The 22,640-nt window shown below is 45.8% G+C and carries 18 protein-coding genes, 2 pseudogenes and 2 other annotated features; of the genes and pseudogenes, 10 read left to right on the top strand and 10 right to left on the bottom strand.

What is annotated here, in order from left to right:
• Nucleotides 1-207 precede the first annotated feature (207 nt).
• The 4 genes from LHUE1_RS08415 to LHUE1_RS08400 form a co-directional block, all read right to left on the bottom strand.
• Nucleotides 208-2,187: a WxL domain-containing protein gene (locus LHUE1_RS08415; RefSeq protein ID WP_049170877.1), complete on the bottom strand. Its 1,980-nt coding sequence runs from the start codon at nt 2,185-2,187 to the stop codon at nt 208-210.
• The gene (locus tag LHUE1_RS08410) at nt 2,184-2,648 is read right to left on the bottom strand and encodes an LPXTG cell wall anchor domain-containing protein (RefSeq protein WP_049170873.1); all 465 of its coding nucleotides are present in this window, start codon (nt 2,646-2,648) and stop codon (nt 2,184-2,186) included. The genes LHUE1_RS08415 and LHUE1_RS08410 overlap by 4 nt, the downstream gene beginning before the upstream one ends.
• Nucleotides 2,629-3,654, bottom strand: coding sequence for a DUF916 and DUF3324 domain-containing protein (locus LHUE1_RS08405; RefSeq protein WP_049170869.1), 1,026 nt, complete (start codon nt 3,652-3,654; stop codon nt 2,629-2,631). Before LHUE1_RS08405 ends, LHUE1_RS08410 begins: the two co-directional genes overlap by 20 nt.
• A 312-nt stretch (nt 3,655-3,966) precedes the next feature.
• Nucleotides 3,967-4,635, bottom strand: coding sequence for a WxL domain-containing protein (locus tag LHUE1_RS08400; protein WP_010491100.1), 669 nt, complete (start codon nt 4,633-4,635; stop codon nt 3,967-3,969).
• 489 nt (nt 4,636-5,124) lie between these two features.
• Nucleotides 5,125-5,362: a binding site (T-box leader), on the top strand.
• Nucleotides 5,363-5,531: 169 nt separating this feature from the next.
• Between LHUE1_RS08400 and brnQ the strand changes: the two genes are divergently transcribed.
• Nucleotides 5,532-6,920, top strand: a complete 1,389-nt coding sequence (gene brnQ / locus LHUE1_RS08395; protein ID WP_049170865.1) for a branched-chain amino acid transport system II carrier protein — start codon at nt 5,532-5,534, stop codon at nt 6,918-6,920.
• A 154-nt stretch (nt 6,921-7,074) separates the two neighbouring features.
• Here the strand turns inward: brnQ and LHUE1_RS08390 are convergent, their stop codons facing one another.
• Nucleotides 7,075-7,989, bottom strand: a complete 915-nt coding sequence (locus LHUE1_RS08390; protein WP_277848334.1) for a hypothetical protein — start codon at nt 7,987-7,989, stop codon at nt 7,075-7,077.
• Nucleotides 7,990-8,260: 271 nt separating this feature from the next.
• On the opposite strand from LHUE1_RS08390, the gene LHUE1_RS08385 reads away from it, so the two are divergent.
• From LHUE1_RS08385 to LHUE1_RS08350, 8 genes and pseudogenes are all read left to right on the top strand, one after another.
• Nucleotides 8,261-8,965: a rhomboid family intramembrane serine protease gene (locus tag LHUE1_RS08385; protein WP_049170861.1), complete on the top strand. Its 705-nt coding sequence runs from the start codon at nt 8,261-8,263 to the stop codon at nt 8,963-8,965.
• A gap of 547 nt (nt 8,966-9,512) precedes the next feature.
• Entirely contained in the window at nt 9,513-10,205 is a 693-nt protein-coding gene (locus tag LHUE1_RS08380; RefSeq protein WP_241484821.1) for a rhomboid family intramembrane serine protease, read from the top strand.
• A 116-nt stretch (nt 10,206-10,321) separates the two neighbouring features.
• Nucleotides 10,322-11,011 carry a rhomboid family intramembrane serine protease gene (locus LHUE1_RS08375; RefSeq protein WP_049170856.1) on the top strand — a complete coding sequence of 230 codons (690 nt, stop codon included), beginning with the start codon at nt 10,322-10,324 and terminating at the stop codon, nt 11,009-11,011.
• A gap of 462 nt (nt 11,012-11,473) precedes the next feature.
• Nucleotides 11,474-11,780 (top strand): annotated as a pseudogene (locus LHUE1_RS08370) (hypothetical protein).
• A 230-nt stretch (nt 11,781-12,010) separates the two neighbouring features.
• Complete coding sequence (locus tag LHUE1_RS08365; protein WP_049170853.1) at nt 12,011-12,211, top strand: hypothetical protein; 201 nt, start codon at nt 12,011-12,013, stop codon at nt 12,209-12,211.
• A 236-nt stretch (nt 12,212-12,447) separates the two neighbouring features.
• Nucleotides 12,448-12,701 (top strand) — a binding site (T-box leader).
• Nucleotides 12,702-12,844: 143 nt separating this feature from the next.
• Complete coding sequence (locus tag LHUE1_RS08360) at nt 12,845-13,558, top strand: amino acid ABC transporter permease (protein ID WP_049170852.1); 714 nt, start codon at nt 12,845-12,847, stop codon at nt 13,556-13,558.
• Nucleotides 13,559-13,633: 75 nt separating this feature from the next.
• Complete coding sequence (locus tag LHUE1_RS08355) at nt 13,634-14,446, top strand: transporter substrate-binding domain-containing protein (protein ID WP_049170849.1); 813 nt, start codon at nt 13,634-13,636, stop codon at nt 14,444-14,446.
• Between the two features lie 94 nt (nt 14,447-14,540).
• Complete coding sequence (locus LHUE1_RS08350) at nt 14,541-15,680, top strand: trans-sulfuration enzyme family protein (protein WP_049170847.1); 1,140 nt, start codon at nt 14,541-14,543, stop codon at nt 15,678-15,680.
• 88 nt (nt 15,681-15,768) lie between these two features.
• Here the strand turns inward: LHUE1_RS08350 and LHUE1_RS08345 are convergent, their stop codons facing one another.
• Nucleotides 15,769-16,554 carry a hypothetical protein gene (locus LHUE1_RS08345; protein ID WP_049170845.1) on the bottom strand — a complete coding sequence of 262 codons (786 nt, stop codon included), beginning with the start codon at nt 16,552-16,554 and terminating at the stop codon, nt 15,769-15,771.
• Between the two features lie 685 nt (nt 16,555-17,239).
• Nucleotides 17,240-18,184, bottom strand: a pseudogene (locus LHUE1_RS08340) (GH25 family lysozyme); the annotation flags it as partial.
• 207 nt (nt 18,185-18,391) lie between these two features.
• Here LHUE1_RS08340 and LHUE1_RS08335 point away from each other — a divergent pair.
• Nucleotides 18,392-19,408, top strand: a complete 1,017-nt coding sequence (locus tag LHUE1_RS08335; RefSeq protein ID WP_123155730.1) for an IS30 family transposase — start codon at nt 18,392-18,394, stop codon at nt 19,406-19,408.
• A gap of 240 nt (nt 19,409-19,648) precedes the next feature.
• Here LHUE1_RS08335 and LHUE1_RS08330 read toward each other — a convergent pair whose 3' ends face one another.
• The 3 genes from LHUE1_RS08330 to LHUE1_RS08320 form a co-directional block, all read right to left on the bottom strand.
• Nucleotides 19,649-20,917: an NADPH-dependent oxidoreductase gene (locus LHUE1_RS08330; RefSeq protein ID WP_003593248.1), complete on the bottom strand. Its 1,269-nt coding sequence runs from the start codon at nt 20,915-20,917 to the stop codon at nt 19,649-19,651.
• A gap of 10 nt (nt 20,918-20,927) precedes the next feature.
• Nucleotides 20,928-21,536 (bottom strand): NADPH-dependent FMN reductase, encoded by a 609-nt coding sequence (locus LHUE1_RS08325; RefSeq protein ID WP_003593246.1) that lies wholly within the window; start codon nt 21,534-21,536, stop codon nt 20,928-20,930.
• Nucleotides 21,537-21,682: 146 nt separating this feature from the next.
• Nucleotides 21,683-22,600: an FAD:protein FMN transferase gene (locus LHUE1_RS08320; protein ID WP_003593245.1), complete on the bottom strand. Its 918-nt coding sequence runs from the start codon at nt 22,598-22,600 to the stop codon at nt 21,683-21,685.
• Between the last annotated feature and the right edge of the window lie 40 nt (nt 22,601-22,640).

The raw sequence follows: 22,640 nt of genomic DNA, 5'->3' as shown, positions 1-22,640 counted from the left end.
AACTCTAGCAGGAAGGCCAGTGTGCCCAAAACTACGACCGGCAGTAAATGAGAACGTGTAACATGTTTTTTCATTAGCAGACCCCTCTATAACCGCAATCCTGACAACTCAACATTTAAAAATAAGAATTGTCCATATCATATTCTCATTTTCGGAATAGTTCAACTCATTTTTGCGGTTTTAGGAAATTGTTTGTCCGTTAATGCATCATTCTGGCGCGTCTGCAAGGGTCCATGTGGCGGTTGCGTGGTATTTTCCAGCGCGGACGGATGGTGTCCCTTTAACGGTCATTAAAGCTTGTGCATGTTGCGCACCATCACCAATTTGCCAGGTACCGCCCCCACTTGGCATGTTTTTGACGGTCACTGTATCGTTGTTATCCTTCACACGTGCAACTTCACTGGTGCCGTTTGAATCTATCAGCACGATTTCGGCCTTACCACCGGTTTGACTGCCGTTGTCGCCTAGAACATAATCGCCACCGTCCAGTTTAAACGGTGAAAGCTTCATTTGCAGGTGCCACCCCGGTTGATCGGGACGGGTATCAAGCACTTCGAGATAGTCCTCGGTGCCGCCACCTTCAAGCGTGTTCAACCACTTTTTGAAGTCTTCGGGGCTTGACGGCAGCGAATTGTCTCCGGGTATACCGCGAATAATATCCGCGACAGTCGGATCGCTAAACCCGCCCGTATACTTCTTGAAAACGAATCCCGGTACATGTGTCAAAAACAGGTCGCCGGTGTGGGCACCAAGGACATACTTAATCTTATTTGAGCTATCAGCCGTATTGATCAACTTGTAATCCTTAGCTGGCGAGCCACCATTGATGGTTCCGGCATCATCACTAAAAGCTTGATTAGCGGAGAGATTATACAGCTTTACCTGGGCGGGTAAGCTAAACGTTACCGTCGTGTTTTTATTTTTTGGTAACTCCGGCATGTTAGTGATGACGGCTGACTTTTGATCAGCCTGAACAATCGCTTTAACTTTCGGACCCGCGACGCCGTCAACGGTTAATGTCACTTCCAACTCGTCGCCAGGTTGGGCCGGCTTTCCGTCAGCTTTCAGATAATCAAAGTACTCGCCTTTTGGTAAGGTGATTGTCGGCATTGGCCAAGGGCTACCATCAAGATTATCGACATTAAGATTGTAATCATAGGTTAACTGATCGCCAGGTTGCAGGATCGTGGTTTCTCCGACGACCTGACCTTCACGCTTTAACGTGACCTCAGGCTTGACGGTGATAAAATCGGCCAAACTCTTAATTGCGACCACGTGCGGTTCAAAGGCGTCACCTGTGGCGCTTGTGAAGCCCAGGTACAACTGGCGCTTATAGCCAAAAATGTCATTGATTTGTTGATTGGTCCATGTGAGTGAGCGCGTGACAGTATTAAAACCTGTCCCGCTTAATCTATAAATCAAATTCCCACCCGTAGCAGTCTTATGCCACTCCACACTCAAATCCTGCCATAGGCCGTTAGTAATTTTACCACTTAAAACTTTGGCTTCATTTGGAAATTCCGGGTTATTGAATTCAAGCTCAGTTTTATAATTGGGGTAACCGATTGCATACATACTTGCCTGGCCAGGATACCCAGAGCCAATATATTGATCTGATGAACTCGGCCAAGGGTAACTAACCCTTTGATCCATACCTGTTGTGACAATCAGGCCATCACGGCTTCTCTTGGTGTCAACCACGATTGCAAAACTGTTTGGCAAACCGGTTGTAGCAATATCAATCGGCTTTCCACCGTTCTTACCAGTAATCCCCCAGATGCCGAGTGACGCGCCACCTGACAACACTTTGGTTGGCCTATCCCCTGCCAGCGCAAAAGCAAGGCCATCCGCGCCACTCGTGGTGTTGCCCAAATAGATTCGCATGTCCAACTTAAAACTACTTTTATCTAAATCGACAAAGGGGTGGTTACTCCAAATGCTCCCTGTCTGACTTGCTATATTTGCATTCAGCTCAAGACCAACTTCATCTGGACCATTTGAAATCATATGAGATTGCGTGCTGACTGGTGAAAAAACACCGTTCAAACTCGTAAAATTTCCTTCGCCCGGTGACGGATAAGTGCTCGGAACCGGCCAAGTAGCTGCCGCCGCCGCGGATTGTATTGGACCAAGCATCACGCTGAACACTGCGGCGAGGCAAATCATGATTAAAGTCTTTTTCTTCATTTTTTACCTCCTTGCCGCGAACGTCCATGCACAAGCACAGCACTTAAGATAACAATCAACAGAACTTCGACGCCGATTACGATCAGCCATGGTTGAACAGCGTCCCCTGTTTGTGGGAGGCGGCTGTAGTCCAGAATTGACCGTCCTTTTCCATATTGATCACCATGCGGATCGCCTGCATTGGATGGATCGGTTGCGCCAGCCGGATCGGTTGGGTCGGTCGTATCACTCGGATCACCACCGCTCGGCTTTCCGCTTGGATCGGTTCCTGGGTCGGGTTTTGGATCGGGTTTTGGGGTCGGTGGTGGCGTCGGATCCGGTCCCGTTGACGGCAATTCGCCGACGAGCTCGACTTGCGCCACTGATGTTTCGGCGTGCACCTTATGGGCTGCGGCTCCGCCTGCCGTGAGACCGACCATCATGAGCATCAAGAACCAAAAGTTACGCTTTCTTTTCGCCATCAGTCTCCCTTCCTCTCTCTTGTCGTTGCCGCCAAATAAGCCAAAGCAGGATCAGAATCACCACGGCAAGGATGATCGCAATGATGATCCATACCCAAGGTGTTTTTTGCGGTGTCCGGCCTAGTTTTTCTTCGATGGCGTTCGACTGTTGTCGGGTAATCGTGAAGTTACGGCGCCAATGCCAGGTTTTCCCGACAGCCTTGGCAGTCAAATCCAAGGTGTAGGTTCCGGGAGCGAGCGCCTCTTTGGTAAAAATGGCATAGTCAAAATGTGAGTTAGGGGCAAACGACCAGCCTTTTTCATGTCGGGTTAAATAAGGTTCATTCGATCCCTGCCGGTACACCTTACCGTCTAACGTCATGTCACCAAACAGTCGCGGCTTAAAGTTTTGAATGGTCGCTAATACGCCTGCTTGGTTGTCCTGCAAGCCCGGCTTAACCTGCATGAGCTTAAGATCAGGCGCCACTTCGGTTTCCGAAGTTTGCAAAACCACCCCGATCAGCATGGCAAATTTGTTATTAATCGCCATGCCGCCACCGCCGCTTTTATGCACATTCGGGTCTTCAACGTACAAACTGCCGAGAATTTGGCCCGTAAAGCCTTGTTCCGGAATTTTGACATCAAAAGTCACCGGCACTTGGCCATTGGCTGGAACGTCGATGGTCTGCGGCTCACTTGCCAACTGGGCAAATGTGTATTCGGCCGAGTTGTCCTTTTTGTTATTAGGATAGTAGCCTAACGTTCCGTTATTTTGCGTGAACGCACTGACTGGGCTGACCTTTAGCTTCTTGGCCTGATCACTCGTATTCTTCACGTAAATGAGCAATCGCTGCGTTTCGCCTGGTTTGACCAGTAAATTGAAATACGTGGATTTGTCAATCTGATTTTGCGGCAGAGCGGGGCTAATCGTGAAACCTGCGCCTTCAGCCGCCTGAACCTGATGCAGATTGCCAAGCCAAAACATGCCCAGCAGTGCAATAAGGCCAAATAGAATTTTTCGTTTCATGCTTACCCCTCTCCGAGCGTGAACCGGCGCGCTTAGGAGCCGGAGTATAAGCGGCCTTGGCCGTGATGGCCCGAACTTAGGCCATTGCGACCAAGGTCCTTATACGTAGGCTCTTGCGCCGGTGAACGCGTTAATAAGCTGAGCGTGAGCTGGCGCGCTTAGGAGCTGGAGTGTAAGCGGCCTTGGGCGTGATGACCCGAACTTGGTCATTGCGGCCAAGGTCCTTACACGCAAGCTCCTGCGCCGGAAAACGCGGCAATTTGCCAAAAAAGGACAGCGGATGCCCCGCCGCCCTTTAGCTTGAACACTAAATTACAAAGGTGCATCAGCCAGCGTCCAAGTAATTGCTGCTTGGTATCGGCCGGCGCTTGCTGTTGGATCTTTGAGAAGGTGAAGAACCGTTTCACTGCCCTTCTTTAATAAGGCTGTGTTCTTACCTTGCCCTTGCCCATTTGTGCCTGTTGCCAAAGCATCAGCCTTCCAGATCGGAAGTGAACCGCCACCGAAATCAAGGGTCGTTCCAGCTGTTGGGTTAACGGCATTGAGGGTCGGGTTATCTGTCGTGACGTCAGCAGTTTTGAGTGTCAGTGACCCATTCAACGTTCTACCGGCAGAGTCTTTCATATCGCCTAATTGGGCGGTCAGAGCCCAACCTGCACTGGTACCACGATTATCAGACACAGTTAGTTCGCCGTCAGCATTACCGTCCATGGCATTGGTACCGTCTTTAACCGGACCTGTTGCGTCAATCGTATTGTTATCAAGCTTTAGATCAACGTTGCCTGCCGTGATCTGACCGATGTTGATTGTGCCAAAGTGAAGATCAGGCACCTTGTCCAAGTTAATATCACCAGGAAGGATATTAACTTCTGCCACAGAAGTCTTTGTGTCATTTGCAGCAAACACACTTCCTGTTGGTACCAGACAACCTGCCAACGTCAAAGCCGAAATACCAGTTACAATATAATTAATTTTCCTCATCGATTTTACCTCCATGGGTGTTGTGAAAAGTTTCTTTACCTGTGTTACTAATATCAATATAGCACCTTGCCGAATCGGTAATCAAACAATACGATCAGCCAATCAGCCCCGTCAGACGGGCAATATTACGGAATTTTTGAAATTTTGTTTTTTATAAAATTAGGCCATTTACATTAACGTGAGTTTATAAGCAACATTAGCAATTTGTTTTTAACCAGTTCATCAAATCAGCGTTATTAAACCCATTAAAAGATATTTTTTGTGGTGGTCATTTTGAACGTCGGTTAACCAGTATAATTTGTGCACCAATGAACTTTTACCAAAGCTATCTATTGATTGCATTATATAAAAATTATAATTTTCGCTTCGCACGAGATTTACCGAGCACTATTTTGAATGCCACCGAGTTTTTCTTTGACCCAGCTAGCAACATTAAATTTAGATTAGTTGTTGACAAGGAAGCAAAGCGTGTTAAACTCATAATCAAATACAAATGCAACGCGAAAGACAAGTAGTGATGTTCATGGATTCAGCGAGCTTCGGTTGGTGTGAGGAAGCATTCAGGACATGATGAAGATCCCTTTCAAGCAGGACACCGAACCTTCAGTAACGTGTCATGGGAGCACCCATTACAGTGCTAGCATATCGTCTACGGACCGTATGCGATGAAGGCCAAGGCTCTATGCTTTGGTGAATTAAGGTGGTACCGCGCAAAGTCGCCCTTAGATTAAATCTAAGGGCGACTTTTTGTATCTCCGTAATCTGTCCGCATTTTCGCGTAGCAACTAGATCAACAAACCAATTAAGGATGTGATGCAATTGGAATCTGACATTACCCACATTAGTCGCTTTATGAATGAATTAACGCCTGACTTAAACTTATTGGAGGAACTCAAATGGAATTACCTGAAAAAAAACTTTCAACCCGCGATTATGTCGTCATTGCATCACTTTTGTTCGGCCTCTTCTTTGGCGCCGGCAATCTAATTTTCCCATTACACCTTGGTCAACTCGCTGGGGCTAACTGGTTCCCGGCCATGCTGGGCTTTTTAGTCACCGCGGTTGCATTGCCGCTACTAGGCGTTTTAGCCATCGCCGCCACGCATGCGGAAGGCGTTTATGATATCGGACGACCGCTTGGTGGCGTCTTTGCCCTCGTCTTCATGGTGCTGATCCACGCAACGATCGGTCCTATGTTCGGCACCCCGCGGACTGCGACCGTCTCATTCACCACCGGCGTTTTACCAATGTTGCCAAAAGACTGGCAGCAAGGTGGCCTCCTTGTTTTCTCCGCCTTGTTCTTCGGCGCAGCGTTCTTCCTGTCCTATAAGGAACGGAAGATCACCACGGCTGTCGGTAAAGTTTTGAACCCGATTTTTCTAGTGCTCTTATTCTTCGTCTTCTTCGTCGGCTACCTGCATCCAATGGGCAATCCGGCTGCGCAAACCGTCACCGCCGCATACAAAAACGGCAGCTTTATGAATGGCTTCCTGCAAGGCTATAACACGATGGATGCACTTGCTGCGTTAGCATTCGGGGTCACCGTTGTCACGGCGGTTCGCGGCTTGGGGCTGAAAAATGATGACCATGTCGCCAAAGCAACCGCCAAGGCCGGCGTCATGGCAACCAGTTTTATCGGTTTGATCTATGTTGCATTGATCGTGCTTGGCAGTATGTCACTGGCACATTTCAAACTGAGTCCTGAAGGTGGCACTGCCTTCAATCAGGTGGTCACTTATTACTTTGGTACCGCTGGCCACGCGGTTTTAGCTACCTTGCTAACGCTGACCTGCCTGACAACTGCTGTGGGCTTAGTTGCCGCATTCGCGCAAGACTTCCACCGGCATTTTCCTAAGGTTAGTTATCGGGCATGGCTGGCACTGACGAGTTTTCTGTCCTTCCTGACCGCTAACTTCGGACTTGAACAAATCATCGCTTGGTCCGTGCCAATGTTGATGTTCCTATATCCATTCTCAATGGTCCTCATCCTCATGTCTGTTTTCGGCAAAGCCTTCCATCACGATCCGGTCGTTTACCGCGTCGTCGTTGCCTTCACCGCAGTACCGGCTGTTTTGGACATGTTTGCTGCATTCCCGGCAGTTGTGAGCCAAAGCGCAGTTGGCCTGGCTTTGCACAGTTTCCAATTACATTACCTGCCATTCGCCGCAATGGGTCTGGGCTGGTTGGTTCCGGCTGCTGTCGGTCTGGTTATCGGCTTGGTCGCCCACACCGTTAAAACACGGCGGGCAACGGCTTTAGCCAAGGTTCAAGCTGAACAAAATTAAGCGGCAATGCTCTTACTGATCATCCCAAAAGCCAGCTACCCAAAAGCTGCTTGATCAGACGTTTCGTCGCAATCGAAAAGGTACCGATCACGTTTTGCGCGATCGGCACCTTTATTTTTATACGTTTTCTTCTATATTATAGCCTAGCAAAGATTCACCGATAATCGGCATTGATCAGGTGCTTCAGTAGAACCTGATTAAGTAAACCGATGACATCTTTGATCGTTCGATTCGCTGGCGTCAGAATATCCTTTTGAAAATTTTGCGCTAGTTCCTTGACAGAAAACGTCTTGTGGAGCTCTTTGGTCATGAGCGCCAATGATGTTTTGACAATACCCTGATCGTCGGTCGGTTCATGGACAACCAGCCGGTCACTGATATTGCTTGGACATTGCTGCCGCTGGGAAAACGTGTCGATCAACGCCTGCCAAATGAGTTCGACAGCGGTACGTGGATGTTTCCGATTTGATGTAGATGGCTTAAAGTAGTTGCCATCACTGGAAGCAACCGGCACCGCGTGGTCAACTTTAACGTCATCGTGCGTTGCCGCTTGCGCTACTGCAACCACAGCCTGTTCTTTTTGTTCTTCTGCTGTCGGCTTTGTCACTGACTGACTGGCCAGCGAATTGACTTCCTGCTCGGTTTTAATCGTCGGTGTTGAACTGACTGTTTTTTCGGAAACCTTGCTTGGCTTGTCTGCCGATGTTTCCGATACTTTGCTGCTTGGTACTGAGCCCCCGCTGATTGCTTCGGTGCTTGTGGATGACTTTTTGTCGTCCTGACTGTCAGAAGTCACCACGGAACTTTTTGAAGCTTCCTTGCTGTCAGTCGGTTCATCCGTGTCAGCTACTGTGATGACCGGTTGCTGATCATCGGTCGTCTTTTCGGTGGCGTCTTCCGTTGTCTTCACGCTGTCTTCTTTTGGTTGTGTGCTACTGCAACTTGGTGCTGATGCCTGTACCGCAACTGGTGGCGCTGAAGCTGCAAACGTCAACGCCTGATTACCAATCACCGTTGATACACCCAAGCCAAGCATGGCAGCTAAGCCGTAAACCCATGCCTTTTTCATCTTATCCTCCACTAAAACATTAACATCTTACATAACTTCTCCGCATTTAATATACCTCATTTATGAAATAAAGTCACTGGACTTTAGAACTAGAGAGCGCGTAAGTTGAGCGTCCCAACATCGCCGTTGAGATGATTAATTTCACGTCGAAGAACAGATTGGCGAGTTAACACAACGCGTGCAAAGCTGTTTGACTAAGTTGTCAACCGCTATGCTGAATGCGAGAATTTAACGAGCCGAATAGATCAGCTTAGAGAGGAAGCCTTAAAGAATGACGAAGAAAACTGTTGCCAATCCTGCACTTCTAATTCTTGTTATTGCGTGGTTAGTGTTTGGGCTCACTACCCGTCTTAACGATTTTAATGAATTCAGCATCGCAAACTTTACCAACGTTCCAAACATCACGATGTCCTCGCCTATACAATGGTATCGTGCTTTAACATGTTTATTCTTAAGCAACTACGGCTTTCCGGAATTAATTTCTAACAGCATCATGCTTATAGTGCTTAGTCTTGTTACTCGAAAAGTAACGACATACAGTGAGTTTCTGATTATCTTCATCATCAGTGGTATGGTTGGTAACCTGTTAGCAAATACGTTCATTATTTACTTGGTTAACAGCCAGATGACGATTCCAAGTTATTTGACGAGTGACGGAGCAAATGGCTATGTAGTGGGCATGTCCACCGCTTTATTCGGTCTTCTGTTTTATACACTAGTGCGGTATATTATTACGCAAAAAGATCGAGTTAAAAGCAAAGCTGATCTTTTCAACCTTACGTTTTGGTTATTTGTCGGCTTAATCCCTTGGGCATATCCATTCTTAGGCGGAGATCCGTTCAACTTGAGCGATTATAGTCACATAGCTGGAAGTGTGGTTGGTCTACTACTAGGATTGGTGGCCACAATAGCAGCACGTCTACATGGTTCTACAGCGCCAAAAGAAAGTAGCCTTGGCGCTCATGGTGCTCCTTAACGACATAATAGAATTCATTACTTAGCTATGGAAGCTTCTATTATCACCGATATGAAAACTTAATGAAGGTTTTAACGGATCAGTTGCTGAATATATCATGATTCTAGCACTGTAGGCGTATGCTAATTCAGCATTATTTCAGAAATTATTTATTGGTGAATTAGCCCCTTAAAAAGGAGGACCTCAACGATTAATAATTCTTGACTTTGCTAAAAAAGCGCTGTATCCTGCCGCCAAGAGCCACAATTATAATTGGTATTATTATTAAACCTACGAAAAAATTGAAGACTTCAGCATCTTATCCATTGATGAAGCAAAGAAACAGGCAGAATTCAGCCTACTCAGCTTTATAATGCTGGAAGTAACACTCCCATGAGCGCTACTGGCTTGATGCTATTCTTCATCCCCTACGTGTGTTGCTCTGGAAATTTATGGTTCATTGATTCCACAAGATTTTAAAAAACCTGAGTTGCCCTGTATAAAAAAATGTCCATTCTGCTTTTTAGTTATAACAACGTCTTCAGACCTTTACTTACAGGAGATAGCTATGATGAAGCAAGCCATACAACTTATGCGCCGCATAATCTTAAGTCCACTTTTCTGGATTGTTCTTTTTTGTTCCAGTATCACCTATATAGAAGAAAGCAGCTCATTTAACGCCTTTTTGATAAGCAATTTTGCAACAAATGTCCCTGCTCTTGTATTGTCTGGTCAATATTACAGGTTACTATCCTCCTTGTTTCTTCACACTGGCATCTCCCACCTGATCTCCAATATGATACTATTAGTTGTATTGACTTGGATTATTTCCCCAATAATTGGCAAAGGTCTATATTTAATAGTCTTATTTCTTTCGGGTATATTTGGAAATCTATTAGCAGACCTGTTCATCACCTTTTTGAATAATTCAAATGGCAACTACTGGGAATTTCTAACGACGATAGGCTATTCATATGGAATTGTCGGGTTCTCTACTTCCATAACAGGATTATTCACTTTTACTTTTCTCACCTTTGCGTTTATAGGAACAAAAGACGTTCCTAAAAGAATATTCAGACTAGTTGCCCTCACCTTGGTGTCTTTTATCGGGTTTCTTTCCGTGATTCTAGGCTTTATTGCGGGCCAGTGGTTCACACTAACCGCTTACGTACACTTCGGCGGAGGATTGGTCGGCGGAATTTTGGGAATACTTTACCTCTATTTTTCAAAGCGGAAACTAACGAGTAGATCAACCCCCTAAAGCTCAAACTTAAGCAAACAAAGAAGCCTGACGCAATCTCAAAAAGGTAGACGGCTAGCTTCTATTTTCGTCTACAACGTATGCCAATGAAAAGCTGAAAGAAGGTGTGAACAAGTATGAGAAAACCGAAAAATAAAGCAATACTTATACTTACAAGCCCCCTTTTCTGGATTATAGGCATCTGTTCCGGAATGATATATCTGGAGTTTTTCAGTTCCTCTATATCGGTTTTCTTGGCTGCAAACTGTGGCAACTCTCCTACTGAAGTTCTTTCGGGGCAGTATTACCGATTATTTACTGCTCTTTTTTTACATCAAGACATTTTCCACTTTGCAGGAAATATGATCCCATTAGCACTTCTAACGTGGATCATCTCTGCCAGTATCACCAGACTTCAATATTTGATGGTGCTTTTCTTTTCCGGGGTTATTGGAAACTTATTGGCAGACATCTTCATTACCCGTCTGTACAAATTAAACGGTCACATTTGGTCATTTTTGACGACATTCGGATACACAGATGGGAGTATTGGCATGTCCACGGCTATTGAGGGTTTGTTCTTCTTTGCGACAATAGTATTCTTACTAACTAATCTTGGACGGTTCAGCAAAGTCAAATTCAAACTAGGTCTTCTCGTCTTGGTAATACTTTCACAGATCTTGGGTGCATACCAAAATCTTTCGACAAATCCATGGTTAGACCTTGCATCGTACACTCATTTTGGTGGCGGTCTAACCGGTGCTCTACTAGCTATTATCTTTTTGTACAGGCATCATCTAAAGGCTAAACCGACCATCGACGACTAATTAAAAACTATGCACCAGGTCATTGATGCACTATAGCATCCGTATCTGTATTAATGAGTGTCTTCTCTTGACAGAGAAAAGATGAGGGAGCATGACTTACTTGGATAACTGGGTAAACGCTTACCACGTGTTTGTTTAGTGTTCTCAAGCGCCTCGTACTCCCTCTTTTATAAGAGTCATTCTTTCAAACGTTTCTTTTAAAGAGCTACGAGGAAAGCACACGATGCTGCTGAACTATGAACAATTACTACCACAAGCCGGTTTAGTAACGATATCAGTGGCTTCCTCCCACCTCCTCTTGTTCCTGTCCCGGATCACGATATAATCCTCGCCTAAGTACGATTTTGACTCCAAGTGATGTCGATCTCGCTAGAATGAAGACTTTTATAAAACTAATTTGCTCCACGCAGATTAGATCTTCTCACTATCACTATTCAGTAAGTTTCTAAGGGGCGACTTAGAATGGATGAAAAGCAAGCCATTATTGCTGAAATGTTGGAACTACAGCATCTTTTTGAGAAGCAAACAGATGAGATATCCAAAGAAATTATCTCAAGAATAAAACAAGCCGTTGATAAATTAGCTAGTAAGCGAATACAAGGTGCAAACATTCCCCCCTCAAGTAATCGCACTAGGGTATTTTATCAGAGACGAGGTGCGTGACCATGACTATCAGCTCACTTCAGAACAACGCAATGTACTTCTAGACGCGGAGGACAAAGCAAGAGATATTGAAAATAAGTTCCAGTCTGGAATAGCGCTTTTTTAAATTGCTAAATGGAATTTCAAAAACGGCTTCATATAAAAATGTTGACTGATTATGTTAACACGCCTACACTCAGGTTGTAATTGTTGATACGAGAGTGTGGAGGCATTCACGAAAACTTTGACCGAAAAAGAGCTCACCCAGACTTTTGTAAGCCGATGAAATTGTAACTAAAAATTATAACTAAATTAACGTTGACTAATTCAGTTGGGCAGCGAAAGGAGTGGTTTTCCATGATGATGTATCCTTATATTAATTTAGGCCCCAGGGATGGCGTTTTGTTAATTGCAGCCATCATGCTGTTAGTTTTAACATTAGTTTTTAAGTGGTCAGTCTTTGAGTTTGTGCTTTCTGCGATTGCCGTCATCATTGCGTTCTTGGCTGGAAGCATGAAATCAGATAAGAAGAACGTCCTTACGTTCATAAAAAAATAATCTAGGAAGATTCCTCTTGACTTAGCAAACAACGGACGTAATTTGTGCATTTGCAATTACGTTCGTTGTTTTATGTAGGGGGAGTGAATTGATCCATCTTCCTTTTGGCAGGAAACATAAGGCCTTTCCCGCAAGCTATTTACCAGACGATTACGAAGCGAAAGCGTTACTTAATTGTCTAGTTTGTGCGTTGTTCCCTATTGACAACACCTGTTTTTTAGCCTAATGTAATGTCAATATCTTAGCGGCAGAGAGATGAGTAGCCAGGCGAAGATCCGCAGCGAGTTGTCAGTTGGTGGAAGACAATGATTGGGTTCTGGCGAAGATGGTCTTTTCATGCATTCAGTTGTGAACGTTCACCGCAAGCAGCTGACGGGTGCTCCCGTTATTGAGTCAGGGTATTCGCACATGAGGTGGTGTGTTGTACTTAAAGGGAGCCGGATCAGTTCGGCTAATCAAGGTGGTAACGCGGAACATTTTCGTCCTTGTCTATGAAAAATGGACAGAGGCGGAAATGCTTTTTTATTTGCCCGTTCGTCTAGAGCATGCCGTTAAGAAAAGTAGCTTGAGAGCATGCAGTCTGCTTGACATTTAGCGGAAAGTACCGGCATGTATCTTAAGAGGAGGAACATTATGTGGAAAATCATCGCTGACGCCGTGCCGCAAATGGTCGCCGCCGGAATTAAATACACCATTCCGATCGCAATTGTTTCATTTGCCATTGGCCTCATCATCGCTTTAATCACCGCCTTAACACGGATCTCGGCACGTAAAGGGGTGTTAATCAGCATCGCTAAGGGCGTTGCATCGTTTTACGTCTGGCTTTTCCGGTCAACCCCTTTGTTGGTTCAATTGTTTATCGTTTTCTTTGGCTTGCCGAGCCTAGTCATTCCGGGTATTTTCCCGCATGGCATTAAGCTCGATCCGGTTGTGGCGGGAATCATTACCTTTTCGCTGAATACTGGCGCTTACTGTGCCGAAACGATTCGGGCGGCGCTTTTATCCATCGATTCCGGTCAGTGGGAAGCCGCGTATGCTGTGGGATTGCCGCGCCGCCTGGTTTTACGGGAAATCATCATCCCTCAGGCGCTGCGAACCGCGGTTCCGCCGCTGTCAAATAGTTTCATCAGCCTCGTCAAGGATACCTCTTTGGCGGCATCAATCACCATCGTCGAAATGTTTCAGGTCAGTCAGCAGATCGCGGCGGAAAATTACCAGCCATTGTTGATGTACTCACTGGTAGCCTTGCTCTATGCGATTGTCTGCACCGTTTTATCCTGGGGTCAGCGTTACCTCGAAAAAGTCACCTCACGCTATACGGCAAACACGCAGTCGACTCAGTTGTAAGGTGTTTACCATCGCGCGTTCACTGGCGCAGAAGCCGGTGAATGCACAACCTCATCTATGGAAGGAAGAAATATGATGTTGAAGAAAAAGTTGTGGTTCATGTTGCCAATCATGGCGCTCGTTGCCTTCACCCTGACGGCCTGCAGCAGCGGATCGTCCAGCACGTCTAAAAGCAGCGACGTCAAAAGCGAACTGATTAATAAGAATGAACTCACGATCGGTCTTGAAGGAACCTATGCCCCGTTTTCCTATCGCAAAGACGGTAAGCTGCAGGGGTTCGAAGTTGAGCTCGGCAAGGCTTTAGCCAAAAAAGTCGGCGTTAAGGCTAAGTTCGTCCCTACTCAATGGGATTCCCTGATCGCCGGTCTTGGCAGCCAAAAGTTCGATCTGGTGCTCAACAACATTGCCGAAACGCCACAACGTAAGAAAGTTTATGCCTTCACGACACCGTATATGTACTCGCGTTATGCCTTGATTACACGCAGCGACGATACTTCGATTAAGCAGTTGAGTGATATTAAAGGCAAGAAATTCGTTGAAGGTACTGGCACCCCAAACGCCGCCTTAGCGAAAAAGTACGGCGCGACCATCACGCCATCAGGTGACTTCACGGTTTCATTAAACCTCGTCAAAGAAAAGCGTGCTGACGGCACCATTAACTCCAGCGCTGCTTGGTATGCTTATGCCAAGAGTAACTCAACCGCGGGCCTAAAAAGTCAAACGCTTAAAGTCAGCGCAGCAAAGCCCGACGACATTGCTGGAATGGTCAGCAAGAAATCACCTAAGCTCCAAGCTGCTCTTTCTAAAGGTATCAAAGAACTTCGCAAAGACGGCACTCTGAAGAAGTTGTCGCAAAAATACTTCGGTGCCGACTTGACGACAAAATAACTTGTAGGATTGCTTTTAAACTTTCAAGCCGCGAATGTTCGAAATTCGCGGCCATACATAGTCAACATGTTCATCAAAGGGAGGTCGGGTTTTTATGACTCAATTCAATACGAAATTAGTTCATGGACCGCAACTACAGACTGATCAGGCTGGTGCCATCGTGCCGCCGCTTTATCAAAGCGCCATGTTCCGGTTTGCCCCTGATGGACAGGAAACCCACTGGGACTACGCGCGCAGCGGCAACCCGACCCGCGAATATTTGGAACGGCAGATTGCAACATTGGAAAATGGCGACGCCGGCTTTGCCTTTTCCAGTGGGGTTGCTGCCATTGCTACTGTCTTAGCCATCTTTCCCAACGGCAGTCACTTCATCATCGGAGATTCGCTTTACAGCGGGACCGATCGGCTGATTAACCAATACTTTGCTCAGCACGGTCTGACCTTTACTGCGGTCGACACGCGCGACTTGGCCGCAGTGGAAGCGGCGATCCGTCCTGAAACCAAGGCCATCTTCTTTGAAACCTTTTCCAATCCGCTGCTAAAAGTCAGCAGCGTGAAGGCAATTAGCGCGCTTGCGAAAGCACACAGCCTCATCACAATTGTGGACAATACGTTCCTGACCCCTTATTACCAACGGCCGCTCGACCTGGGTGCTGACATTGTGCTACACAGCGCCACCAAATACCTTGGCGGCCACGGCGACCTAATTGCCGGACTGGTCGTCTCCGCCCACCCTGACCTCAGTGAAAAGTTGGCCCTCTTGCAAAACACGATCGGCGCTATCTTAAGCCCACTGGACTGTAGCCTGGTGTCACGCGGCATCGCAACCCTCGCCGTTCGCCTCGATCGAGAAACAGCCAACGCCCAGGCAGTAGCTGAATTTTTAAACCAGCATCCCGATGTTGCCCATGTCTACTATCCCGGACTGCCAAGCGACCCCGGCTACGCGCTGGCCCAACAGGAAACCACCGGCGCCAGCGGCCTGTTGTCCATTAAGCTCGCCGACAACATTGATCCGCTGAAATTCGTCAACAGTACCAAGGTCTTTGACTTCGCCGATTCACTAGGCACCGTCTCCAGCTTAGTCAAACTGCCATGGTTCAAACTACCGGAAGAAAAACGCGCAGATTCCGGTTTAACCCCGCAGCACGTCCGCATCGCGATTGGCTTGGAAGATCAGCAGGATTTGATTGATGATCTAGCGCAGGCGTTGGTGGCGGCGGAAAAGAAATAGGTGGTACAAAAAAACATCCTTTGAGCTTCATTACGCTCAAAGGATGTTTTTTATGCTCGCCGATCAAAAATGGAAAACTGTCAAAATCTCAGTGACCATTATATGGCCAGCCAACTTTAACTTGTTTGGGCGTATCAGTTTGGTCAAGCCTATCCACACCTTGCTCCAATGACTGCAGTGCTTGATAAGCAAGCCTCAACCTTGATGCATAGCCACGCCAATTATCATCGTTCCGTCCAGCATTGACCGCCTGATCATAAGGTAAAAAGCTGACTTTTATTGCCGTGATTGTTAATTTCGCTGCTTTGCAAATCAACGGCCATTCCGTATCTGTCAGTAAGCCTTTTGAGTTAGCTAAAATATACCTAGCCGCTTCTTGGCTAAAAGCACAGCATCCAGCCGTTATGTCCAAATCAGGCAATCCCAACACCGCAGAAGCCGCTTTATTGGTAATAGCCTCGGTTTCGCGCCAAGTTGCCGGATAACTGCGCATCACCACTGAATCACGACCGACAATCTGATACCCGTCAACCGCCTGAAGTCGTTTCATAAATGCTTCTAGCGCAGGCTCCGCTCGTTCTACCGCTACCACGACTTTGTCAAAATCGCAGTAAAAAAATGGTGCCACATCATGGACATCCCGCAAACCAAACTCAAGTACTTTTCGGCGGGCATCGGCAGCACCATGCGGCTCAATAATGCGGCAATGAAATTTCGGTGCTTCGTCTAGTAAACGCGCGATCTCGTTAGTAGTGACAGAACTGATTGTGACGTAGATGGCCGAAAATATTTTGCCGACACTCGCAACAACCTGTTGTAGCTGAGGCAAAGAGACATTTGGGTGATGGACAGTGGCTAGTAGCACAGGTTGCATATCAAAGACCCCTTATGCGATTTTGTCAGCGTTCGATAGTTAACACGGATGCCTCCACCGGGCATAACTGATAGCTATGTATCAACATTTGAGGTATCCTTGTCCCCTTTTTGTCCCCTTTGACTGACAAATCTAGAAGCATCCAGAAGCAAGTTATTAAATCGTGTTTCAACGGCCTTGCTGTGGCTGATAATTTAGCGCACAAAAGCAATCAAAACGCAAACCCCATCCATATAGGATGGGGCGGAGTTGGCAAGGAATTGCTTTTATCTGGAAGACCCGCCGAGGGGGGCAGGTTCCTAACAGTATACAGTCCGTATGCGCGATTATTCTTGGGGTGGGTAGCAGCTTAGCTTGCCAACTCCTAAGGAGCTTTTTACTCCTAGCTATTGGAGTTTTGCTCCTTCACCGTCAGTATCGCATGGCTATGCTGGGTATGCAAACAATTTGCTCATAGTAAGTTACCTAATCCGGCATATGTAAACCTTTTGCCTTTTTGAGTCGATTCTGTCAACTCTGTGCACAAAAATAAGCCTCCCTGAGCAAGGGAGGCAGAACGACAAGGTATTACAGGCTGACTAAAATATTTAGTTGCTTACGTATCTTATTTTACAGCATTATGCCCGTGCTTCAAAGCAACAAAAATAAGCCCTCCACCCGCGTTAGCGAGCAGAGGACTTTTTTGTTACCTGATGTACAGGCTCTCGCCCGGATAGATCAGGCTGTAGATTGACTTGCCATTGTTGGCGGCTAACGTGTACATGCTAATGCCGTACTTGTTAGCAATGCTCCAGAAGCTGTCACCAGAGCGGACTGTATAATACGTGTGCGAATAGGTTTGCGCATTTGAACTGCGCGAACCATAGCTCTCACCACCATTTACGCCCAAGGCAACATAATGATACCTGCCTGAGTAGCTGAGATAACGCGCCCAAACATATGTGCCACGGATATACACGTGATCATAAATCACACTTTCACCGGGTGCATAGCTACCAACGGATGCATAGCCGGTGCCGGCACCAGTGCGGATGTTAACAGTCGTGGAAGGCTTGAAAACACCAGTTTGCGCATAATCGGTATCAGTGGCTGCGGTTGATTGCGCTGGTTTGCTTGGTGCTGGGGTGATAGGTGTTACTGGCTGCTTCGAGTATCCATTATCGGTGACACCAAGCAGATCAATGTTACCATCGAGGCCTTGTGACAACCCAAATGCACTCGTGTACTGCCAAATAGCTACCCCATCCATACTTGGAAAATAACCGTAGTCTGGTTTGGTAGTTGGCAGATAATCACGGTAAGCAGCTATCCAAAGGCTGTTAGGAAATTCTTTCAGAATACGCTGATAATCGACGTGTGCCAATGTATATGGCTTGTAACTGTAATACATGGGCGTGTAGCCTTCTGAACGAATGCGCCGCATGCCAGCTAAAATGGCATCCGTATTAGCTGCCATATTGCCAGAAGCACCATCTTCGTAGTCCAAAGCAACGATGCTTCCCTTTGGTGTCTGCGCTTTGATACGAGGCATATAACGGTCAAGTGCTTCTAATCCCAACTGGCTACTTGCACCAACACCATACCAGATGTAGCTATGCACACGTTTTCTTGCTGCCTTTGCACTGGCAATTGGCAAGAATGTCAATGGTCGGACAAAAATTGTCCGGTTCTGCCGAATGCGTATGGTTGTCACTTAAATTCACGCATTATCAGATCTTTTATCAGCGTTTAATCTCCCCAGTTTACAATTCAAGTGCAACACCCTGACGACTAGACCATAAAGGCCATGAAGACCTATTCTTGTTAGTGCTAGCTAAACAAGAAAGCAGGAATCTTCATGACCCACTCTCAGACTAACACCCACAAGCATTACCAACAACTCAGTTTTAGCGACCGTGCTACAATTCAGGCCCTTCAGGCTGCTGGTGACACCGCGACCGTGATTGCACAGAAGCTTCATCGCAGTAAAGCGACAATCTCACGAGAAATCACGCGTGGATCTGTAACTCAGCTCGACTCGAAGCGTCACTCGCATCAAGTCTATCTTGCGGAAACTGCCCAAGCCATGCACGACCGTAAACGCGATAGAACCGGTCACTACGCCTTTCTTAAGACCGGCCGTGCGTTCTTCAAGGCTCTCGCCAGGGAGCTTACTCGTAAGCCGCGCGTACACAGCGTTGATAGCTTCGTACACTTCTATCGCGACCAGGGCAAGGCTTGCCCTTCAACGACAACTGTCTATCGCTACATCGACGCCGGGCTGCTTGAGCTAGACAACATGACACTTCCCAAGAAGCTCCGACGCCGCATCAAAGGCTATAAGAACGCCCACAAGCACAAGAATAAGAAGATATACGGCGACTCAATCGAGTTGCGTCCTGCGGCCGTGAATGACCGCACAGGCGTGGGACATTGGGAAGGCGACTTGGTCAAAGGTATTCGCTTAGCTGATGAGCCAGCATTAATGACGCTCACAGAACGGTACAGCCGGACTGAGATCATCGTCAAGATTCCTGACTATCATGCGGGCACCTGCCTTAAAGCCTTGCAGGACACGATCGACGACTACGGGGCCAAGGAATTTGAGAGTATCACTTTTGACAATGGTTCCGAGTTTGCCAAGTTATCAGAGATTGTTGGAACCCAGATTTACTTCGCACATCCGTACTCGCCTTGGGAGCGTGGCACAAACGAGAACGCCAATGGACTGCTTAGGGAATTCTTCCCGAAAGGGAAGTCTCTCAGAGCAATTACCCTGGTTGAAATTCAAGCAGTCCAATCCGCACTGAACCATCGTCCCAGACGTATTCTGAACTATCTTCGCCCATGCGATTACTACCGATGCATGGCGTAACAGCCTAGACCACTATCAAGAATTCGTTATCATCGTTGCACTTGACTTGAAAATTGAGGAAACGAATCTACCAAATCACGGCATAACATGACAAAGACGGCTCCCCAAATGGAGAACCGCCTCAAATGATAAATATATTCTTCAACATCAGTTGACGCAGAGCCATTTATTCTTCAATACCAGTTGACGTAGCGCCAAACTTTATTCGATTGATGTTCTTATCAGTTAAGTCAGTACTGCTTATTTAGTCGTCTCGGAAGCACCTGTGATCGCATCAGCTGTTGAAGTTTTCATGTCATTAATTGTTTGTACGTCTTTCCCTTCTACTCGAGAAGATAAGACCCTTTGAGGTTCACTTTGTGAGGCACTTGTAGTTGCATCAGGTTTACTATCGGGATCCTTGATAAGCTTTTGTCCAGTACGCCTTAGATAATCAGAGACAATTGGCCAAATGTCCAGGACCCATTCGTTAACACCACGATAACGTCCGTCTGCATCGTGCATAGCTTTGTAAAAATGCATAATGTACTTTTGGTTTATTTTATTTCCAGGTACTGGCATCGCGATAAGCTCTTTTTGCCCCTGACGTAAAGCCCAAATAACTTGTTGAACGTGCTCAACGGCTCGTTTGGGGTGAACTAAATCGGCAGTGTTGCCAACCTGTTTTGGATCCCTTGGTGCGAGCATAGCGTCATGATCGAGAAAATGATTGTAATAAATAAATTGATCATTATCATCCATAAAAGTTAACTCTACAGGCATCGTGTTAAGGAACCAATTTAATTGATCAACTGTTAATACGCCACGATTCAGTTGGACATAATGATTCCCACTCGTTGCCTTAACTAGTTTAGCTGCCTTTTCCACCCAATCATCGGATATATCAATATCAATAGAAGTTTCGACAGGATGTTTTCCTGCAAGATCCTCTTGACGCCAAGGTTCTTGCTTTTTCTTTTCCTGTAGTGCGTCTAGTACATTAATCCAACGTATAAACTTGTTAATTACAGTGTCGAGAAAAGCAATTGTCTTTGAGTCCTTCAAGTTCCCTAACTCATCGAAGGCTTTCTTGGCATCAGCTAATAAAAACTCATCGCTAGGCATAACCAAAGCCCCAACGCCGGGTGATTCCATAATTTGACGAAGTGCAAGTTGAGCTCTTGAGGAACCCTGTGTATGCCAAGAAGCACCAACTATTAAGACTGGTTTCTGATTTAACGGATGTACTTTGTAAGACAACCATTCAATGACGTTTTTCATAGCAGGACTTGTTGTATGATTGTGCTCGGGAGTTGCTAGAATAACACCATCAGCTGATTCGATCTTATGTACTAGATATTGGACAGCTGCACTTTGAGTTTGATCCTTATCTTCATTAAACATCGGTATATTCTTAATTTCCAGTAGTTCAATGTCAATCTGTGAAGCATAGTGGCTAGCGATAAAAGTTAATAATTGCCGATTGTATGATATATCTGCAATACTTCCTGCAATTGCAACAATTTTCATAATTGTCCTCCTAGTTATCCTGCCAATTGACGTTTTTAGTTTGTTCTTTAGCTTGTTTTTGTGAATGAATCATTTGTTTGGTCAACTTAACAAAGACGGAAAAGTCTGAGAATAAACCGTTAAGCTGGACACCTAATCGTAAGTTCTTTAAATTACCGGAGTCATCAAATGCCTCTAGTGAGTGCCCTACTAAGAATTCAGAGCTTGGCATAATACTAGCCTTCAATTCAGGAGAATCTAGAATCTGCCGTAATTGAGCCTGAGCGCGTGAAGTGCCTAATGAACCATAAGATGCACCAACAATCATCACAGGTTTGCCAGCAAATGGGTGTATACGATAAGAGAACCAAGCAAGTGCAGAACTCAGCACAGCAGGTATGGCATGATCATACTCAGGTGTGGCAATAATGACACCATCAGCCTTCCGAATCTTTCCAGATATAACGTTGACGGCTTCCGGTATATGATCCTGGGAAGCCTTATAGAAAACTGGTAAATTACTAATGTCAACAATCTCAATAACTGCCTCCTCAGAATAATGTTTCTTCATATATTGAAGTAACTTGAGATTAGTTGACCGCTGTATATTTGTTCCAGCAATACCAACATAGTGCAACATTTGAACACCTTCCTTTCTAGGAAAATCACTCGAAAGGGTAACTTTACCTTACCCAGGATAATTATATTCCTTTTTAGCTTGCAGAGTAGCAATCTCGTCACTCTTAGAGAACGGCAGTGAACCTGATAACTTATAGTTAAGGAGATTTAATGAATTGAGGCCTTGACCGTTTGTGTATTGCCATTTTGATAGATAAAAACAGCGCCTAAATTATTAGGATCTTTCTCCCATCCTGGAATAGGCTTACCAGCAAAAAATAATCGCTTGGCTTCTAATTCACCCTGCAGAGAATCACGAGCAAATACCGTAACAGCAGCCAATTGGGTTTGTAAAGGATATCCAGTTTGAGGATCCAACAAATGATGATATCTTTTACCCCCTTTTATTAAAAATCGTTCGTAGATACCACTTGTAACAGCTGCACATGCAGGTTTAATGACCGTTCCAATGCCAATATTTCTTCCTTTATTGGGATCCTGAATACCAACTATCCATCGGCCATCAGATCGTCGTGGAGATTCTCCAACAAATAGTAAATTACCACCGAGATTAATTATTCCAGCCCTAATCCCATAGGCAAACCAAATAGACCGAATTTGATCAGCAATGAATCCCTTTGCAATTCCTCCAAGATCGAGCTCCATACCAGTTTTGACTAGTTTTACGGTGTGCAACGCATCATCCATAATAATGTTATCGGGATTGCTTAAAAGTAGCCGAGACTTAATGTCGTGATCGGATGGAACATTGGCACCGTTGAAACCTATCTTCCAAAGTTTGACAAGTGGTCCAATCAAGGCATTGAATCCAAAGTGCTTTTGGCTTGCTAGGACAGCATTTTTTATAAGTGCATACGTACCACACGAAATCTCAGTATTGTCATATCCTGCTAGTTGATTTATGGTCATTATTTCTGAATGAGGTTGATTTACTGTCAACCTAGATTCTTGTTGCCTGATTAGCAATTCGGCAGCAACTAATGCAGAATTATCTTGCTCGCCAAATACCGACAAAACTATATTTGTTCCTAAAGCTCGTAATCGCTTCACTCGCCAAGTTAGCATTGTATCATCATTTCTATAAATACTGTATTTTGAATCACTT

It is taken from the genome of Lacticaseibacillus huelsenbergensis (genome assembly GCF_029726355.1).
In the GTDB taxonomy this organism is placed as follows: Bacteria; Bacillota; Bacilli; order Lactobacillales; family Lactobacillaceae; genus Lacticaseibacillus; species Lacticaseibacillus casei.
The sequence above is the reverse complement of the archived record's forward strand: the minus strand, read 5'-3'. Positions and strand labels throughout refer to the sequence as shown.

What these genes read in the sequence shown, in the direction of transcription:
- LHUE1_RS08375 (WP_049170856.1), top strand. Translation starts at nt 10,322, where the DNA reads ATGAGAAAACCGAAAAATAAAGCAATACTTATACTTACAAGCCCCCTT.
- LHUE1_RS08385 (WP_049170861.1), top strand. Translation starts at nt 8,261, where the DNA reads ATGACGAAGAAAACTGTTGCCAATCCTGCACTTCTAATTCTTGTTATT.
- LHUE1_RS08405 (WP_049170869.1), bottom strand. Translation starts at nt 3,654, where the DNA reads ATGAAACGAAAAATTCTATTTGGCCTTATTGCACTGCTGGGCATGTTT.
- LHUE1_RS08325 (WP_003593246.1), bottom strand. Translation starts at nt 21,536, where the DNA reads ATGTTGCACTATGTTGGTATTGCTGGAACAAATATACAGCGGTCAACT.
- LHUE1_RS08345 (WP_049170845.1), bottom strand. Translation starts at nt 16,554, where the DNA reads ATGCAACCTGTGCTACTAGCCACTGTCCATCACCCAAATGTCTCTTTG.
- LHUE1_RS08360 (WP_049170852.1), top strand. Translation starts at nt 12,845, where the DNA reads ATGTGGAAAATCATCGCTGACGCCGTGCCGCAAATGGTCGCCGCCGGA.
- LHUE1_RS08410 (WP_049170873.1), bottom strand. Translation starts at nt 2,648, where the DNA reads ATGGCGAAAAGAAAGCGTAACTTTTGGTTCTTGATGCTCATGATGGTC.
- LHUE1_RS08355 (WP_049170849.1), top strand. Translation starts at nt 13,634, where the DNA reads ATGTTGAAGAAAAAGTTGTGGTTCATGTTGCCAATCATGGCGCTCGTT.
- LHUE1_RS08380 (WP_241484821.1), top strand. Translation starts at nt 9,513, where the DNA reads ATGATGAAGCAAGCCATACAACTTATGCGCCGCATAATCTTAAGTCCA.
- LHUE1_RS08400 (WP_010491100.1), bottom strand. Translation starts at nt 4,635, where the DNA reads ATGAGGAAAATTAATTATATTGTAACTGGTATTTCGGCTTTGACGTTG.
- LHUE1_RS08320 (WP_003593245.1), bottom strand. Translation starts at nt 22,600, where the DNA reads ATGCTAACTTGGCGAGTGAAGCGATTACGAGCTTTAGGAACAAATATA.
- LHUE1_RS08350 (WP_049170847.1), top strand. Translation starts at nt 14,541, where the DNA reads ATGACTCAATTCAATACGAAATTAGTTCATGGACCGCAACTACAGACT.
- LHUE1_RS08365 (WP_049170853.1), top strand. Translation starts at nt 12,011, where the DNA reads ATGATGATGTATCCTTATATTAATTTAGGCCCCAGGGATGGCGTTTTG.
- LHUE1_RS08330 (WP_003593248.1), bottom strand. Translation starts at nt 20,917, where the DNA reads ATGAAAATTGTTGCAATTGCAGGAAGTATTGCAGATATATCATACAAT.
- LHUE1_RS08390 (WP_277848334.1), bottom strand. Translation starts at nt 7,989, where the DNA reads ATGAAAAAGGCATGGGTTTACGGCTTAGCTGCCATGCTTGGCTTGGGT.
- LHUE1_RS08335 (WP_123155730.1), top strand. Translation starts at nt 18,392, where the DNA reads ATGACCCACTCTCAGACTAACACCCACAAGCATTACCAACAACTCAGT.
- brnQ (WP_049170865.1), top strand. Translation starts at nt 5,532, where the DNA reads ATGGAATTACCTGAAAAAAAACTTTCAACCCGCGATTATGTCGTCATT.
- LHUE1_RS08415 (WP_049170877.1), bottom strand. Translation starts at nt 2,187, where the DNA reads ATGAAGAAAAAGACTTTAATCATGATTTGCCTCGCCGCAGTGTTCAGC.